The sequence below is a fragment of the Adlercreutzia wanghongyangiae genome (assembly GCF_035989245.1).
In the GTDB taxonomy this organism is placed as follows: Bacteria; Actinomycetota; Coriobacteriia; order Coriobacteriales; family Eggerthellaceae; genus Adlercreutzia; species Adlercreutzia wanghongyangiae.
Map to the genome: position 1 here is coordinate 76,078 of NZ_JAYMFF010000011.1, position 15,431 is coordinate 91,508.

Annotated in this window: 15 protein-coding genes; 3 read left to right on the top strand and 12 right to left on the bottom strand. The window is 63.7% G+C overall.

Going from position 1 to position 15,431, the window contains the following annotated elements:
• The first annotated feature begins 213 nt into the window (after positions 1-213).
• On the top strand, positions 214-1,335 hold the full coding sequence (locus tag VIN30_RS06490) for a putative NPN-dependent ornithine cyclodeaminase (RefSeq protein ID WP_338210203.1): 1,122 nt from the start codon (positions 214-216) through the stop codon (positions 1,333-1,335).
• 17 nt (positions 1,336-1,352) lie between these two features.
• On the opposite strand, the gene VIN30_RS06495 is transcribed toward VIN30_RS06490, so the two are convergent.
• The gene (locus VIN30_RS06495) at positions 1,353-2,882 is read right to left on the bottom strand and encodes a response regulator transcription factor (RefSeq protein WP_338210205.1); all 1,530 of its coding nucleotides are present in this window, start codon (positions 2,880-2,882) and stop codon (positions 1,353-1,355) included.
• 211 nt (positions 2,883-3,093) lie between these two features.
• On the opposite strand from VIN30_RS06495, the gene VIN30_RS06500 reads away from it, so the two are divergent.
• The gene (locus VIN30_RS06500; protein ID WP_338210207.1) at positions 3,094-4,812 is read left to right on the top strand and encodes an FAD-dependent oxidoreductase; all 1,719 of its coding nucleotides are present in this window, start codon (positions 3,094-3,096) and stop codon (positions 4,810-4,812) included.
• 534 nt (positions 4,813-5,346) lie between these two features.
• On the opposite strand, the gene eno is transcribed toward VIN30_RS06500, so the two are convergent.
• The gene (eno, locus tag VIN30_RS06505) at positions 5,347-6,639 is read right to left on the bottom strand and encodes a phosphopyruvate hydratase (protein WP_338210209.1); all 1,293 of its coding nucleotides are present in this window, start codon (positions 6,637-6,639) and stop codon (positions 5,347-5,349) included.
• Positions 6,640-6,871: 232 nt separating this feature from the next.
• Positions 6,872-8,797, bottom strand: coding sequence for an oleate hydratase (locus VIN30_RS06510; protein ID WP_338210212.1), 1,926 nt, complete (start codon positions 8,795-8,797; stop codon positions 6,872-6,874).
• 351 nt (positions 8,798-9,148) lie between these two features.
• Between VIN30_RS06510 and VIN30_RS06515 the strand changes: the two genes are divergently transcribed.
• Positions 9,149-10,102 (top strand): DMT family transporter, encoded by a 954-nt coding sequence (locus VIN30_RS06515; RefSeq protein ID WP_338210214.1) that lies wholly within the window; start codon positions 9,149-9,151, stop codon positions 10,100-10,102.
• Here the strand turns inward: VIN30_RS06515 and VIN30_RS06520 are convergent.
• The 9 genes from VIN30_RS06520 to infA form a co-directional block, all read right to left on the bottom strand.
• Complete coding sequence (locus VIN30_RS06520; protein ID WP_338210216.1) at positions 10,037-10,828, bottom strand: energy-coupling factor transporter transmembrane component T family protein; 792 nt, start codon at positions 10,826-10,828, stop codon at positions 10,037-10,039. The two genes, VIN30_RS06515 and VIN30_RS06520, sit on opposite strands and share 66 nt — an antisense overlap.
• A gap of 199 nt (positions 10,829-11,027) precedes the next feature.
• On the bottom strand, positions 11,028-11,261 hold the full coding sequence (locus VIN30_RS06525) for a BAG1 BAG family molecular chaperone regulator 1 (protein ID WP_326424469.1): 234 nt from the start codon (positions 11,259-11,261) through the stop codon (positions 11,028-11,030).
• Between the two features lie 432 nt (positions 11,262-11,693).
• Entirely contained in the window at positions 11,694-12,356 is a 663-nt protein-coding gene (gene rplQ, locus VIN30_RS11570) for a 50S ribosomal protein L17 (protein WP_326424470.1), read from the bottom strand.
• A 12-nt stretch (positions 12,357-12,368) separates the two neighbouring features.
• Positions 12,369-13,319, bottom strand: a complete 951-nt coding sequence (locus VIN30_RS06535) for a DNA-directed RNA polymerase subunit alpha (protein WP_016309301.1) — start codon at positions 13,317-13,319, stop codon at positions 12,369-12,371.
• A gap of 29 nt (positions 13,320-13,348) precedes the next feature.
• A complete protein-coding gene (gene rpsD / locus VIN30_RS06540) occupies positions 13,349-13,945 on the bottom strand; it encodes a 30S ribosomal protein S4 (RefSeq protein WP_326424472.1) in 597 nt (198 codons plus the stop codon).
• 18 nt (positions 13,946-13,963) lie between these two features.
• Positions 13,964-14,359 (bottom strand): 30S ribosomal protein S11, encoded by a 396-nt coding sequence (gene rpsK, locus VIN30_RS06545; protein ID WP_296013230.1) that lies wholly within the window; start codon positions 14,357-14,359, stop codon positions 13,964-13,966.
• 15 nt (positions 14,360-14,374) lie between these two features.
• Positions 14,375-14,743 (bottom strand): 30S ribosomal protein S13, encoded by a 369-nt coding sequence (rpsM, locus tag VIN30_RS06550; RefSeq protein WP_326424474.1) that lies wholly within the window; start codon positions 14,741-14,743, stop codon positions 14,375-14,377.
• A 22-nt stretch (positions 14,744-14,765) separates the two neighbouring features.
• Positions 14,766-14,879 (bottom strand): 50S ribosomal protein L36, encoded by a 114-nt coding sequence (gene rpmJ, locus VIN30_RS06555; RefSeq protein WP_016309305.1) that lies wholly within the window; start codon positions 14,877-14,879, stop codon positions 14,766-14,768.
• A 132-nt stretch (positions 14,880-15,011) separates the two neighbouring features.
• Complete coding sequence (gene infA, locus VIN30_RS06560) at positions 15,012-15,230, bottom strand: translation initiation factor IF-1 (RefSeq protein ID WP_016309306.1); 219 nt, start codon at positions 15,228-15,230, stop codon at positions 15,012-15,014.
• Between the last annotated feature and the right edge of the window lie 201 nt (positions 15,231-15,431).

The window sequence follows — 15,431 nt, forward strand, 5'->3', positions numbered from 1 at the left end:
GGCACCATTCCCCGTTCGAATTCCCGACGCTCATAAATGACGATCTCGTGCAAAAAAGCGCATCTTCAACGACCGAATCCAACGAAGATGCGGGCCGCGGAAGCACGAGGGGAGCAGGAACACTCGCGCGCTGCAAAGAATCCGTCCCCATTGGGAGCAGGCAGCTCAAGCGTTACAATGGCTGCAACCGACTCTGAGGAAAGAAGGTCGCCCATGTCGTTCACGCCCACGCCCTACACGCCGCCCGACTTCGCACTCCCCCACCTGGCCGCAGCGCCCAACGTGCGCTTGGTGCCGGCGCCGAAAGACTTCGTGGCACCCGAGGGCTACCACGCCATGTCCATCTATCCGGAGTACCTGAAGCTGGACGGCCGCTGGGTGCTCGCCCGCGACTCGCGCATGGACTGCGTGGCCGTGGTGGAAGACGGCGAGGTGCATGTGCGCGAGTTTCGCCACATTCGCGCCGGCGATCTTATCGCCTGCGGGCGCACGGAAAACGGCGAGGAGGGCATCCTCGTGTACACCGACGGCTTCCGCAGCCTGGAGGTGCCCGAGCCCGGCGCGCCGCACCCCGGGGGCCACGACAACTTCGCCTTCCGCCTGGGGCGTTCCCGCGAGACCGCCTTCTCGCGCGACTACGACGAGCTGTACGAGCTTTTGCGTCACGACCGCGACCACGGCTCCATCGTGTGGGTCATGGGGCCGGCCTTCACCTTCAACGGGTTCTCGCGCGACGCCTTCGCGAAGATCATCGACGCCGGGTACGCTGACGCGGTGTTCGCTGGCAACGCGCTGGCCACCCATGATCTGGAAGGAGCCTACTTCCACACGTCGCTCGGCCAGGACATCGACACCCAGGAGAACCGCCCCAACGGTCACTACCACCACCTGGACACCATCAACCGTGTGCGGTACTGGGGCAGCATCGAGAAGTTCATTCAGGAAGAGTGTGTGCATGACGGCATCATGGACGCACTCGTGCGCAACGGCGTGCCCTACGTGCTGGCCGGCTCCATCCGCGATGACGGCCCCTTGCCCGGCGTGTACGGCAACGCCTATGAAGCCCAGGACGCCATGCGCGATCACGTCCGCAATGCCACCACGGTCATCTGCATGGCCACCATGCTGCACACCATCGCCACGGGCAACATGACGCCCTCCTACCGCGTGATGGACGACGGCACCATACGCCCGGTGTACTTCTACTGCGTGGACATCGCCGAGTTCGCCGTGAACAAGCTGGTGGACCGCGGCAGCCTGGCCAGCCGTGGCATTGTCACCAACGTGCAGGATTTCATCGCCAACATCGCCAAGGGCCTGGGGCTTTTGGGATAGCCGCGCGCCCGCACCCCCTACCGCAAGGGCTCGGCGGCAGGATCTTCCACCAGTCGATCGCGCTCGGCGACGATGCGATCGACGAGGTCTTGCTGGGAATGCACGTCCAGCTTACGGTAGATGGCACGCACGTGGGTCTTCACCGTATCGGGCGACACGGTGAGGGCGTCGCATATCTCGCGTCGCGTCTTTCCCTGCACGAGCAGCTCCATCACCTCGGTCTCGCGCTGCGATACCCCGCGCTCCACCGCCACGAAGCGCACGACACCGCTCAGGTCGCCCAGGTCGATGCCGCCTTCGCCGGGCACAATGGTTCCCCAACCGTATTTCATGTTGTTGCCGCTGGAAAGGAACAGCGCGCTGGCCAGAAGCAGGCACGCCATCAGGCTGCCATATTCCACCGGCGCAGCCAACGGACGCGCCGCCGCCAGCGTGCACACGAACAGCCCGCCGATCGTCGCGCCGAAGAACAGCGCCGCACCGGGGCAGGCTGCCACCCACGTCGCCGGCAGTCCCATGTTCTTGATGAGGCACGCGCCCAAGCTCCACAGCACCAAATCGAGATAGCAGAAACCCGCCATCAGCACGGCGGCTCCCCCTTCGACACCGCCCCAGCGCAACCCCGCCAGCAGAAAGCCCGCAGCCACAAAGGGGAAGGCCACCTTGTAGATGAATCGGTTGAAATCGAGCCGCAGGAACATCACCGTCAGGAACAGCAGCACGGCTCCGACCAGCTGACCGGCAATGGCACCCGGAGCAAGCAGCGGGGCGTCGCCGCACACCACGAACAGCGTCCCATACAGAATGCCCGCCGCCAGCCCCTGTATACCAGATGTGGCCACAAACTTCGTGGGGAAGGGAAGCGGTGCCGAGATGCCGTGGTCGAAGAACCGCCCGCGAGGCAGCACGCGCACCACCGAATACAGCAGGCATCCCGTCGCCGCGGGCATGGCAAGCGCCAGTACGCCGAGCGCCTCATGGCCGTCCCACAGGCCCGCCGCACTTCCGATCGCCAGGCACATCCCCAGCAACACAGCGTGCGCCGCCGTGGCCAACACGCCCTGATACAGCGTTTGCTGAGTGCCGATCCAGCCGAAAACCCGATCGATTTCCACCCGGAACAGGGCAGCCCCCACGCCCGTCAGCACGCTGGCGCCGACAAACAGAGCAAGCCGAATCTCCGCCGCCCACGCCGCTCCCTCCATCCAAGCGAAATGCAGCACGGCAGCCATCGTCATCAGGCCAATCAACATCGCAATCCACGATTTCCCGCTGCGCACCACCCGCGTCCGCCGGAAGCGCACCGCGATTACGGTGCTGGCCGCGGCATTGCACAGCAGCGGCAGAATCCACGCGGGCACCGCAAGGCCGCCCAGAAGCGGAACCTCCACCGGACGCCCCACGCAGCACGCGACCATCCACAGCGAATAGCAGCCCATGGCAACGCCGATGCGACCGCGCCCCACCACCGTCTTCCGCAATCCGCGCACGGCGCCCTCCCGCTCGGCGCGCTCGTTGAACAGCTTCCTTACTTGCTCATAGCCCATGCCCTCGTCCTTCCTCCCTGCCTTAAAGTCTAGCGTTTTGGCACTCACCCTGCGGGGTGAAAACGATTGAAACGGCTTTTTCCCTGGGATGGGCGACGCGCAAAGGGACACCCCATGATAGGTTCGTAGCCGAAGCCGGTGCGGAGGGCGCCGGCGGAACGGCAGGAGACGCCCGTCGCCTTGCCGTTCCAACGATCAGAAGGAGAGAGTCATGAGCGAGAACTTCCTCAGCATGGATCGCCGCAGCTTCCTGAAGGGCGCCATCGCCACAGGTGCCGCAGCCACTGCCGCGGCCGCGGGCGCGGCGACCTTGGCGGGCTGCGCCGCCGAGCCGAAGGGTACCGCCGACGGCAAGATGGCCTCCACGGGCACCTATGCTTTCGAGACCGCCCCCGATCCCATTCCCGAGAGCGACATCGTGGAAACCGTGGATGCCGACATCGTCATCATCGGCGCCGGCTTCTCGGGTTTGTGCTGCGCGCTGGCCGCCGCCGAGAACGGCGCGAAGGTGGTCATGTTGGAGCGCATGGACCACGTGGTGGGCCGCGGCGGCTCCATCTATGCCATGAACTCGAAGCTCACGAAGGAGAAGGGCTACGAGTGCCCCGTGGAGGAAATCGCCCAGCGCTACAAGCGCATGATGGGCTACCACTCCTACCGCGTCGACGGCCGCAAGTGGATGAACCACTTCCACCGCTCCGGCGAGGCCATGGACTGGCTCATCGACCGCATGACCACGGCCAGCGCAGTGGGCGGCAACGACCTCACGCCGGTCATGGAACACTGGTACGAGGACCCCGAGGACATCAACGGCGAGTTCCCGGGCACCCACGAGTTCCTGGACGGCCCCAACGGCCTGGGTCCCGATGACAACCCCCAGCAGGACGTATGCGACAACATGGCCGCCTACTGCGCCCAGGCCGGCGTCGACATTCGCTACCTGACCGACGCCCAGCAGCTGTTGAAGGACGGCGAGCGCGTCACCGGCGTCGTCGCGAAGACGGCTGACGGTTATGCGCAGTTCAACGGCAAGAACGCCGTGGTGCTGGCCACCGGCGACTTCGGCATGGACAAGGACATGCTCGAGAAATACATCCCCTGGGCCGCCCATCAAACCGAGTTCGGCGGCATCTGGGACGGCTCGGGCCACAAGATGGCCTACTGGGCCGGCGCGGCCGTGGACAAGAACGAGACGCCCACGCCGATGATCTTCTGCTTCCAGTGGCGCTCCATCACGCGCCAGGTGCGCGCCTTCCAAGGCCTGATGGTGAACGCCGAAGGACGCCGCTACACTAACGAGGACAACGTCATCTCCCACGGCGCTTTGGCCCTCACCCACGAGATCGGCCACCACGCCTTCGCCATCTGGGATGACGACTACGCCAACGAGCCCCAGTGGCAGAACCACCGCTACGTGGACGGCCCCAAGGTGTTCGAAACGCCCGACGACGTGCGCGCCTACTGGCAGACCACCATCGACGGCCCCGGCACCATCAACATGAACGGCTCGGGCGACATCGAGGTGAAGATGGTGAAGGCCGACACGCTGGAAGAGCTGGTGGAGGCGCTGGAGCTGCCCGCGGAAACCACCTTGAAGACCATCGAGGACTACAACGGCTTCTGCGAGACCGGCGTTGACGAGGAGTTCGGCAAGCGCAAGGAACTGCTGCTGCCCGTGAAGAAAGGCCCGTTCTACGGCATTAAGTGCACGCCGTGGTTCCTCACCACCGTAGGCGGCATCCGCTGCACCGAGAACATGGAAGTGATGAACGAGAGCAACGAGGTTATCGAGGGGCTGTACTGCCTGGGCTCCATGGTGGGCGACATGTACTGCAACTGCTACTCCACCCACTTCCCCGGCCACAACCTGGGCGGCACGTGTCTCACCTTCGGCTACCTCACCGGCCGCCGTCTGGCCGGCGCCGAATAACCTGAGGGCCGCGCGCCCGAGCCTCCCTCCCAACTCGGGCGCTTCCCGCATGCCGAAAGATCCCGTCAGAGCCACCTGGCGGGGTCTTTTCGTTTACCAGAAGCGTTTGCAACCGACCCTGATCTCACTTTGGAGTTCGCCCCCACGTCGGAAGTTCGCCCCACGTCGGGAATCCGCCCCCCACATCGGGAATCCGCCCCCATGTCGTAGCTCGGTCAACGAACTACCCGGTTTCTGCACGAGATCGCGAGTTATCAGCGTCTCGAGGATGCGAAGCACCCTCGTCCTTGAACGTCACCATCTGATCGCAACGCGATGACCAGGCATTTTTCAAAGAGAGCTCCTCGCCACGGGCTCCACTGGGAAATCAAGACGCTCATAACTCGCGATCTCGTGCAGAAACGGCCCCCTTCGTCAACCGAAAACGAGGCAAAGCGGAAGCAGACAAAGGCGATCCCGTTCCGCCGTCGCCAAACGAAGAAAGCCGCCTCATTGATGGGGCGGCCTTCTTGCTTGCTTGTATGGGGATGCAGCCTAGCGCTTGATGTTGTAGAACGCCTTCAGGCCGGCGTACTCGGCCTGGCCCTCCAGCTGCTCCTCGATGCGGATGAGCTGGTTGTACTTGGCCACGCGATCGGAACGGCAGGGCGCGCCGGTCTTGATCTGGCCGGTGTTCACGGCCACGGACAAGTCAGCGATGGTCACATCCTCGGTTTCGCCGGAGCGGTGACTCATGACGCAAGCGTAGCCGGCCTGCTTGGCCATCTCGATAGCCTCCAGCGTCTCGGTGAGCGAGCCGATCTGGTTCACCTTGATGAGGATGGCGTTGGCGCAGCCCAGCTCGATACCCTTGGCCAGGCGCTTGGAGTTGGTGACGAACAGGTCGTCGCCCACCAGCTGCACGCGGTCGCCGATGCGCTCGGTCAGCTTCTTCCAGCCGCCCCAATCCTCCTCGGCCATGCCGTCCTCGATGGAGACGATGGGGTACTTGTTCACCAGCGCCTCCCAGTAGTCCACCATCTCGTCGCTCGAAAGCTCGCGGCCCTCGCCGGCCAGCACGTACTTGCCGGTCTCGGCGTTGTAGAACTCGGTGGAAGCCGGGTCCATGGCGAACAGGATGTCGGTGCCAGGCTTGTAGCCGGCGGCCTCGCAGGCCTGCACGATGTAGGCCAGCGGCTCCTCGTTGGTCTTGAGGTTGGGGGCAAATCCGCCCTCGTCGCCCACGCCGCCGCCGAGGCCGGCGTCGTGAAGCACCTTCTTAAGCGTGTGGTAGATCTCGGCGCACCAGCGCAGGGCCTCCGCGAAGGTGGGGGCGCCCACGGGCATGATCATGAACTCCTGGAAGTCCACGTTGTTGTCGGCATGCACGCCGCCATTCAGGATGTTCATCATGGGCGTGGGCAGAAGGTGGGCGTTGGCACCGCCCACGTACTTGTACAGAGGCAGGCCCGACGCCTCGGCAGCGGCATGGGCCACGGCCAGCGACGCGCCCAGAATGGCATTGGCGCCGAAGGCACCCTTGTTGTCGGTACCATCGGCCTCGATCATGGCGGCGTCGACCATGCGCTGGTCCTCAGCCTCAAGGCCGATGAGCGCGTCGGCAATCTCGTTGTTCACATGGGCCACAGCGTCCTGCGTGCCCTTGCCCAGGTAACGGTTCTTGTCGCAGTCGCGCAGCTCCACAGCCTCGAAGGCGCCGGTGGAAGCGCCCGAGGGCACCGCCGCGCGGCCGAAGGAACCATCCTCCAGCACGACTTCCACTTCGACGGTGGGGTTGCCGCGGGAATCCAGGATCTCGCGCCCGTACACATCGATGATGACGCTCATGTAGTGCCTCCTTGCAGGTAATGTTGATGCTGTTGTTCAGCGTTTTCCATCATACCACGCAAACGCGCCCCGCACGGGAACGTTCCCGTGCGGGGCGCGAAAAGGAGGGCGCATCCGAAAACGCGCAAAGCGAACGCAGCGCCCGGGGCCGCCACACCCAAAGGTACCCGCCCGAACCGCAAGCGCCGCGCACCGGGACGGGCGCCCGCGGCACCCGGCAACCGCGGCGCTCCTAGTGGATGCCTGGCCACACCGCGCCGGGATTCGGGCCCGCCACATCGCGGTTCTCGTCGGTGGTGGGAATGACGCCGAACTCCCGCAGCAGCCCGTAGATGTCGGTGTGCTCGATCTCCTTCAGCCCGCGCGAGAGCAGCAGCTTCTCCAGCACGTTCATGTTCATGTCGGTGGCGGGCTTCCCATCGCGCAGAAGCACCGTGGCGTTCAGCAGGCAGCGCAGATCGTAGGCGCTCCCCCACACCTCGGGCACGCCGCGGTCGATGTTAAGCAGCGTGTAGACCGCCTCCATGCCCGTGCGCATGGAGTACTCGGTGGTGAAGATGGTGTCGCGCGGCGTCTCGGCGAACTGTCCGATGAAGGCGAAGTTCACCGCACCTTGCGGCACCACGAGCGGCCGGTCGCCGTCGGCGCGGGGCATGAAGAACGCCGTGATATAGGGCATCATGCAGGGCACCGTGTTCGCGGAGTGCTCAGCCAGCTCGGCGATCTCTTCCTCGGGCACACCCAGATGGTACAGCCACTCCTCGCAGATCTCGCGTCCAGTGCAGTCGCGCATGGGCTTCTTCACGTAGTCGCCCGGCACATCGGTGAACAGGCCATAGAGCCACACGCACACCTGCCCCTCGGGCTGGTCGCGGAACTGCGGCTGGCGGTTGATGGTCCACGACAGAAGCCAGCTGGAGTCGCGCACCGACACGATGCCGCCCGTCACCACGCCGCCGGAAAGAGGATCGCGCTTGCAGATGGCCTCGATATAGGGCAAGATCTTCTCGTCGAGCGTAGTCACCGTGGCGCTCTCCCAGTTGCTCTTCTCCGGGTCGCCGCAGAACTTCTCGGGTCGGCCGAAGGCGGGCGACTGGGACGCGATCTTCTTCCAGAGGTCCCACCCATCGCCGGGAGTGAGCTCGGGGGCGAAGGAGGCGGGCACGTCCTGGCTGCCGAAGGACGAGTGAGCCACCAGGCTGCCGGGCGTGATGAACACCAGGTCGTTCTCGGTTAGTGGAATGGTCTCCTCGCGGCCCGCGGCGGGCATGCGCGCCGTCTTCCCGTCGGCCGGCAGCCCCTCGGCCGCCGCCACTGCCGCGGGGCCCTCCTCGCGCACCAGGCGAATCTCGGTAGCCAGCTTGCGATTGTCGTCCTCAGCGCCGTCGCAGGAGAAGCGCACGTCGGTCACGTGGGTGTTGAACTGGAAATCGACCCCGTGGGCCTCAAGGTAGTTCACCATGGGCAGAATCATGGACTCGTACTGGTTGTAACGCGTGAAGCGCAGGGCGGAGAAATCGGGCAGGCCGCCCACATGGTGGATGAAACGCGTGATGTAGCGCTTCATCTCCAGGGCCGAGTGCCAGTTCTCGAAGGCGAACATGGTGCGCCAGTACAGCCAGAAGTTCGAGTTCAGTACCTCATCGGAGAAGTACTCGGTGATGACCTTGTCCTGCAGGTCCTCCTCAGGGGTGAAGAACAGGTTCATGATCTCGGTACAAGCCGCGTCGGACAGATCGAACTTGTTGTCGGTGCGCGCGTCTTGACCGCGCTTCTCGGTGGCGCGGCACAGCGAGTAGTTCGGGTCGCGCTTGTTCAGCCAATAGTAGTAGTCGAGCACGCTCACGTTAGGGTCTTCGATGGAGGGAATGTCGCGGAACAGGTCCCACATCACCTCGAAGTGGTTGTCCATCTCGCGGCCGCCGCGCATGGTGAAACCGAGGCCGGGGTAGGCCCACCCGTCGCAGCCGCCGCCGGCGCGCGGATCGCGCTCCAGGATGTGGATGCGCTCGCCGGCCATGCGCCCGTCGCGCACGAGGAAGCAGGCTGCGGCCAGCCCCGCCAGACCGCTGCCGATGATGTAGGCCGACTTGCCTTCCACACCCTCGGGCGGAAGCGGATGGGCGAAGGCCTCGTAGTTGCCGCTGGAGTAGTACATGACGCATATCCTCTCTGGTCGGTTGTACAAGATGGTTCCATGGTGGAGCTTCGGCGCAACGCCGTCATTCGCGGTTCGCCGCCGTTTCCCCCGTGTTGCTAATTAGTCAGCGGACGTAACCACGATCCGATCAGATCGGGTGCGAACTTGCAGAAATGCAAGATGGAGGTCGATCTGACCGGATTTGGAGGCGACCGGGGCCGGGAAACCGGTCAGATCGCCCCTTAACTTGCATTTTCGGGGCGTCCGTACGGTCAGATCGCCCCTCAACTCGCATTTCTGCAAGTTGATGGCCGATCTGACCTGCTCCGCCTTGGCAACCGGCACCATGGCTCTCTATAATGGCAACCTATGGAAACCAAGCAACATATTCCCGCCTTTGCGTACAAGCTCATGCTGCTGGCCGCCACCGTCATTTGGGGCTTTGCCTTCGTGGTGATGAAGGACGCCGTGGACGTACTGCCGCCCGCGCAGCTGATCGGGGTGCGCTTCTTGCTAACGGGCCTGCTCATGGCGGCGCTGTTCCACCGCAAGCTGCGCGGCAGCCTGAACAAGGGATTTCTGAGCGCAGGCTTGGTGCTGGGCGCGGTCACCTTCCTGGCTTTCTGGGTGCAGACGGTGGGCTTGGCCGAAACCACGCCGGGCAAGAACGCGTTTCTCACGGCCACCTATTGCGTCATCGTACCGTTCATGCTGTGGGCGATCACGCGCAAGCGGCCCACTTTCGCGAACGTGGGGGCGGCGGTGCTGTGCGTGGCGGGCATCGGGCTCGTGTCTCTCACGGCCGGCAGCTTCACCATAGGCTTCGGCGACCTCATGACGCTTCTGTGCGCCGTGTTCTTCGCCGCCCAGATCATCGCCATCGCGCGCTTCTCGAAGCGCTACGACGTGCTGGGGCTCACGGTGTACCAGTTCCTCTTCGGCGGCATCATGGGGCTTGCCTTGGGGGCCGCAACCGAGCCCTTCCCCGGCTGGCAGGCGGTGGGCAACGCAGACTTTCTCTTCAACCTGGCCTACCTCGTGGTGTTCGCCTCGGGGCTGTGCTACGTGCTGCAGAATGTGGGCCTCGCCCATGTGCCCGAAGCCCAGGGCTCGCTTCTGCTGTCGCTGGAATCGGTGTTCGGGGTGCTGGCCAGCGTGATCTTCTACGGCGAAGTGGTCACCGGACGCATGGCCGCGGGCTTCGTGCTCATCTTCGCCGCCATCCTCATCAGCGAGCTGGCACCGACGCGCAAACGCTCAGGGCAGCAAGACCAGCCCCAGGCACAGCCCGCAGCCGACGACGAGGACTACGCCGTCGCCTAGACTCAGCCGACGCGCGTTCAAGCTCGTCGGCATCGCGGTCGCCCCGAAGCAGCGTGCATCCATAGCAGCCGCCAGCCGGTCGGCACGACGGAACAAACCCACGAACAACGGCACCATCAGGGCTGCATTGGCCCGCAGACGCGCGTACAGGCCCCCTGCCTCCAACGACGCCCCGCGCGACCGCTGCGCCGCCCGCACGCAGGCCAGCTCGCGGGCCGTCAGGGGCAGGAAGCGCAGGGCGATGGAAAGGGCCGCCGTAACATCGCGCACCGGCACGCCCCACTGTGCCAGAGGAGCCAGGAGGCGCTGCAGGGCCTCGGCCAGCTGCTTCTCGGTGGAAAGAGCCGCCAAGACAAGGCCGGCGTACACCAGCAGCACAACGCGCCCGGCCACCATGGCACCGGTCGCCCACCCGGCGTTCGCCACCTGGTACAGCAGCAGAAATGCCGCCAGCACCAGGGCGGGCGCCCCCTGCCGCAACAGCCTGCCCACGCGCACGCGCCCTGCGACGACCGCCAGGGCCAGCAGCCCGGCTGCGGCCACCAGCCCCACCGTGCCGTGCAGCAGGAACAGGCTTACGGAATACGCCAACATCAGCGCGATTTTCACACGACCGTCTAAGGCGTGCAGAGCACGCGGCAGGTTCCGACATTGTTCGCAAAAGCTTGCCATGGGCGCCAGTATGCCAGAACCATCGCGCTGCCGTGTCCCGCACGCACTGCGCATCGGCCATGCGCGCAGTATGCACGGCGTTTTGTGCAGCCGTACGCAAAGGGAGCGCTCCTGCACAAGGAACGCTCCCCTTCGTCCAAAGTCATCCCGCGGGTCGCGGGTTAAGGCCGCGCCCAGGCTTTGGAGGCGCCATCGAACGGCGAGTTAGCGGACCGTCGATCGCGTACGCCGCCTCACAGGGCGGTCGCTGTTGTTATAGGGCCTCGCCAATGCCGGCGGTGCCGATCTTCGCCTGATCAAACTCGAAGGCGGTCTCGGCGGCCTCGGCGGCAGCCTGCTCGTTGCCGAGCGCGTCATCGAACTCGGTGGACATGGTGGCCTCGGCCATCACCTCTTCCTCGATGCGCTCCAGATCCTTGACGGCATCCTCGGTCTTGGCAGCCTCGGTGTCGACGAACTCCTTCATCAGCGTATCCTTGTCAGCCATGATACGGCTCCTTTCGCTTCGCAACGATCGTCGTGAACTGTCTCGTAAGAGCGCGTACCCGTGCCCTTGCAAAACCTATTCTATGGGCCGCATTGTCTACGCAAACCTGAGCGACCCGATAGTAATTCAGAGGTTGGACGAGCGTTGCCTTGCCGACACTAAGCCTATTGCTTGGAAAATGACGGGTAGCGTAGCTTAAGGCGTGGAACAGGAAGACTTCGAAGAAACTGACCTGGGAAAACTGAGAGTATTCCGCACGAAACGCCCCCTCCGACTACGCTACCCGTCATTTCCCAAGCAATTGAACCCCCCTTGCTACGCAAAAGAAAAGCGACCACCCGAAGGTGGTCGCTTTCGTATAGAACGATGTTCCCTTTTGCGGCTCATGCGGCTGGCCGCAACTGGGCGCATCCGAACGATCGGGAAAGGCGCCTACTTGACGTCGGCCTTCTCCTCTTCGATCTTCTCGGCGTCGACGGTCTCGGCCTCCTTGGCGGCCTTCTCCTCAGCCTTCTCGGCCTCCTCGCGAGCCTCCTCGACGGCCTCGGACTTCTCAGCAGCGTCCACGGCCTCGATCTGCTCGATCTTGCCGTCGTCCTCGAAGCCGAGGTTCTCGGCGAGCTCCTCGGACTTCTCCTCGGCCTTCTCCTCCTTCTTGGTCACCTTCTTGGGGGCGGCCTTCTTCGGAGCAGCCTTCTTGGCGGCGGCAGCCTGGCGCTCGGCCTTGGGCACACAGGGCTCAGTCACGAGCTCCATGATGACCATGGGGGCGTTGTCGCCCTTGCGGGGGCCCAGCTTCATGATGCGGGTGTAGCCGCCGGGACGATCCTGGAACATGCCCTGGGAAACCTTCTCGAAGATCTCGCGGACCAGTTCCTTGTCGTTCAGGTAGGCGATGGCCAGACGGCGGGAATGCAGATCGCCGCGCTTGGCCCAGGTGATGACCTTGTCCACATCGGGGCGGATCTCCTTGGCGCGAGCCTCCACCGTCTTGATGCGGTCGTTCAGGAACAGAGCGGCCACCAGGCTGCGCTTCATGGCCTTAGTGTGGCTCCAGTCGGTGCCGAGCTTCCGCCCCTTCTTGTTGTGTCTCATATCTCGTGTCTCCTAAAGCTTCAAATTGAGGTCCATGGAAATGAGCTTGTCCTTCACTTCCTCGATGGACTTCGCACCAAAGTTTCTGATGTTCAGCAGGTCGTTCTCGGAGAACTCGACGAGCTGGCGCACGGAGTGGATGCCCGCACGCTTCAGGCAATTGTAGGAGCGGACGGACAGATCCAAATCCTCGATCTGCTTGTCCAGCTCGGCGTTGGACTCCTGACCTTCCGGCGCGAAGATGGACGGGGCCTCGCCCTCTTCCTCCTCGCCCGTGGCGGCCAGGGCCAGAAACGCGCCCATGTACTGGTTGATGATGTTGGCCGCGCGGCACACCGCCTCGGTGGGGTCGATGGAGCCGTCGGTCTCAACTTCCAGAACCAGCTTGTCGTAGTCGGTGCGCTGGCCCACGCGGGTGTCGGTCACGTTCATCGTGCAGCGACGAACCGGCGAGAACAGCGAGTCCACGTGGATGATGCCGATGGGATCCTCCGTGCGCTTGTTGCGCTCGGCGGACACATAGCCGCGACCCACGCCGATGCGGATGGTCATGTCCAGCTGGCCACCGTCGGCCACCGTGGCGATGACGTGATCCGGGTTCACCAGGTTGAACTGGCCCGGAACCTCCAGGTCGGCGCCGGTCACCGTGCAGGGACCCTCGGCGAACACGTGCGCGGTCGCCTCGTCGGCCTCGTCGGACACCTGGGAGAACACCAGGCCCTTCACGTTCAGCACGATGTCGGTGATGTCCTCGATGACGCCTTCGGCAGTGGTGAACTCATGCTGCACGCCCTCGATCTGGATAGCGGTGGCCTTGGCCCCGTCCAGCGAGGAGAGCAGCACGCGACGCATGGAGTTGCCCAGCGTGTTGCCGTAACCGCGCTCGAGCGGCTCGACAATGTAACGGGCAACGGTGTCGTTGACTTCCTCCGTAGTTACTGTAGGCCTCATGAACTCTGTCATGTGTGAGTAGCCTCCTTAAAAAGCCGCGATTATTTCGAGTACAGTTCGACGATGAGCTGCTCGTTGATGTCCAGATCGATCTGGTCACGCGTCGGGAGGGACAGCACGCTGCCCTGCAGCTTCTCGATGTCGATCTCGAGCCACGCGGGCACCTGCACGCGCTCGTTGGAAACCAGCGCGCTCTTCACGACGAGGAGATCCTTGGCCTTGGGAGCCACCGAGACGAGCTCGCCGGCACGCACGCGGAAGGACGGGATGTCCACGCGGCGGCCGTTCACGCAGATGTGGCCGTGAGTGACCATCTGACGGGCTTCCTTGCGGGTGCGGGCGAAGCCCAGGCGGAAGACCACGTTATCGAGACGGGTCTCCAGGATGGTCATGAGGTTCTCACCAGTCTGACCCTGCATGGACTTGGCGCGCTTGAAGTATCCGCGGAACTGCTTCTCGAGCACACCGTAGATAAACTTGGCCTTCTGCTTCTCGCGCAGCTGCATAGCGTACTCGCTCTCCTTGCGGCGACGCTTGGGCTGGCGGATGGATTCCTTCTTGCTGGAGTAACCGAGCACCACAGGATCGATGCCCAGCTGACGGCAGCGCTTAAGAACCGGAGTTCTGTTGATTGCCATAATGTACGATCCTTTCAGTTACACGCGACGACGCTTGCGCGGACGGCAGCCGTTGTGCGGGATGGGGGTGCAGTCCTGGATGGAGGCCACTTCGAGGCCGGCAGCCTGGAGGGAGCGGATAGCGGTCTCGCGACCGGAACCCGGGCCCTTCACGTAGACGGCGACCTTCTTCAGGCCGTGCTCCATAGCCGTCTTCGCGGCGGCCTCAGCGGCCATCTGCGCGGCGAACGGCGTGGACTTGCGGGAGCCCTTGAAGCCCACGGTGCCCGCGGACTGCCAGGAGATCACGTTGCCCTGGGGATCGGTGATGGAGACGATGGTGTTGTTGAACGTAGACTTGATGTGAGCGGCGCCCACGGCAATGTTCTTACGCTCCGAGCGCTTGATGCGCGTACGTACTTGCTTCTTAGCCACGGTTTGCTTACCTCACTACTTCTTCTTGCCGCCGATTTGCTTGCGCGGACCCTTGCGGGTACGAGCGTTCGTGTGCGTGCGCTGACCGCGAACGGGCAGGCCGCGACGATGACGCAGGCCGCGATAGCAACCGATCTCCATGAGGCGCTTCACGTTCTGCGAAACCTCGCGGTGCAGGTCGCCCTCCACCTTCAGGTTCTGCTGGATGTAGTCGCGCAGCTTCGCGAGGTCTTCCTCGGAGAGGTCCTTCACGCGAATGTCGGGGTCAACGCCGGTAGCGGCGATGATCTGCTTGGCCGTAGTGAGGCCAATGCCGTAAATGTAGGTCAAGGCGATCTCAATGCGCTTATTGCGGGGAAGATCGACACCAACGAGACGTGCCATGTTCTTATCGAGTCCTTTCTTCCTAGCCCTGACGCTGCTTATGGCGCGGATTCTCGCAAATCACGAGGATCTTGCCATGGCGTCGGATGATCTTGCACTTGTCGCACATCTTCTTGACCGAGGGACGTACCTTCATGTCGTTTCCTTTCGGTATGCGGATCGTTCTATACGTGCACGCCCAGCCGCTGGCGATTGTTTTCTCAGCTGTAGCCCTGGCGCGAAGGATCCGGGTCTTCGCGGGGGCGCCGTTCGATCAGCGTGGATAAGCCTACTTGAAGCGGTAGGTGATGCGGCCGCGGTTGAGGTCGTACACCGACAGCTCCACCGTGACACGGTCTCCGGGCAGGATCTTGATGTAGTGCATGCGCATCTTGCCGGAAATGTGGGCGAGAATGGTGTGGCCGTTCTCGAGTTCCACCTTGAACATCGCGTTGGGCAGGGCTTCGAGCACCGTGCCCTCGAGTTCGATTACATCTTCTTTAGCCAAAAGTTGCTCCTCCAAGCGGACTGATAAAGCAGCAACGCAAAATAGTAGCAAAAGCGCAAGGGAAAATGAAGAAGAAATTTGCACAAGGGCGTAAAAAACCAAAAAGCGGATTTGGCTTTGAAATGACCTGCTTGTCAGGCCTGCGGTCGAGCCGCGCAGCTCTCGGAGATCAACCGGAGCCGCCAGGTATTATTCGCGCTG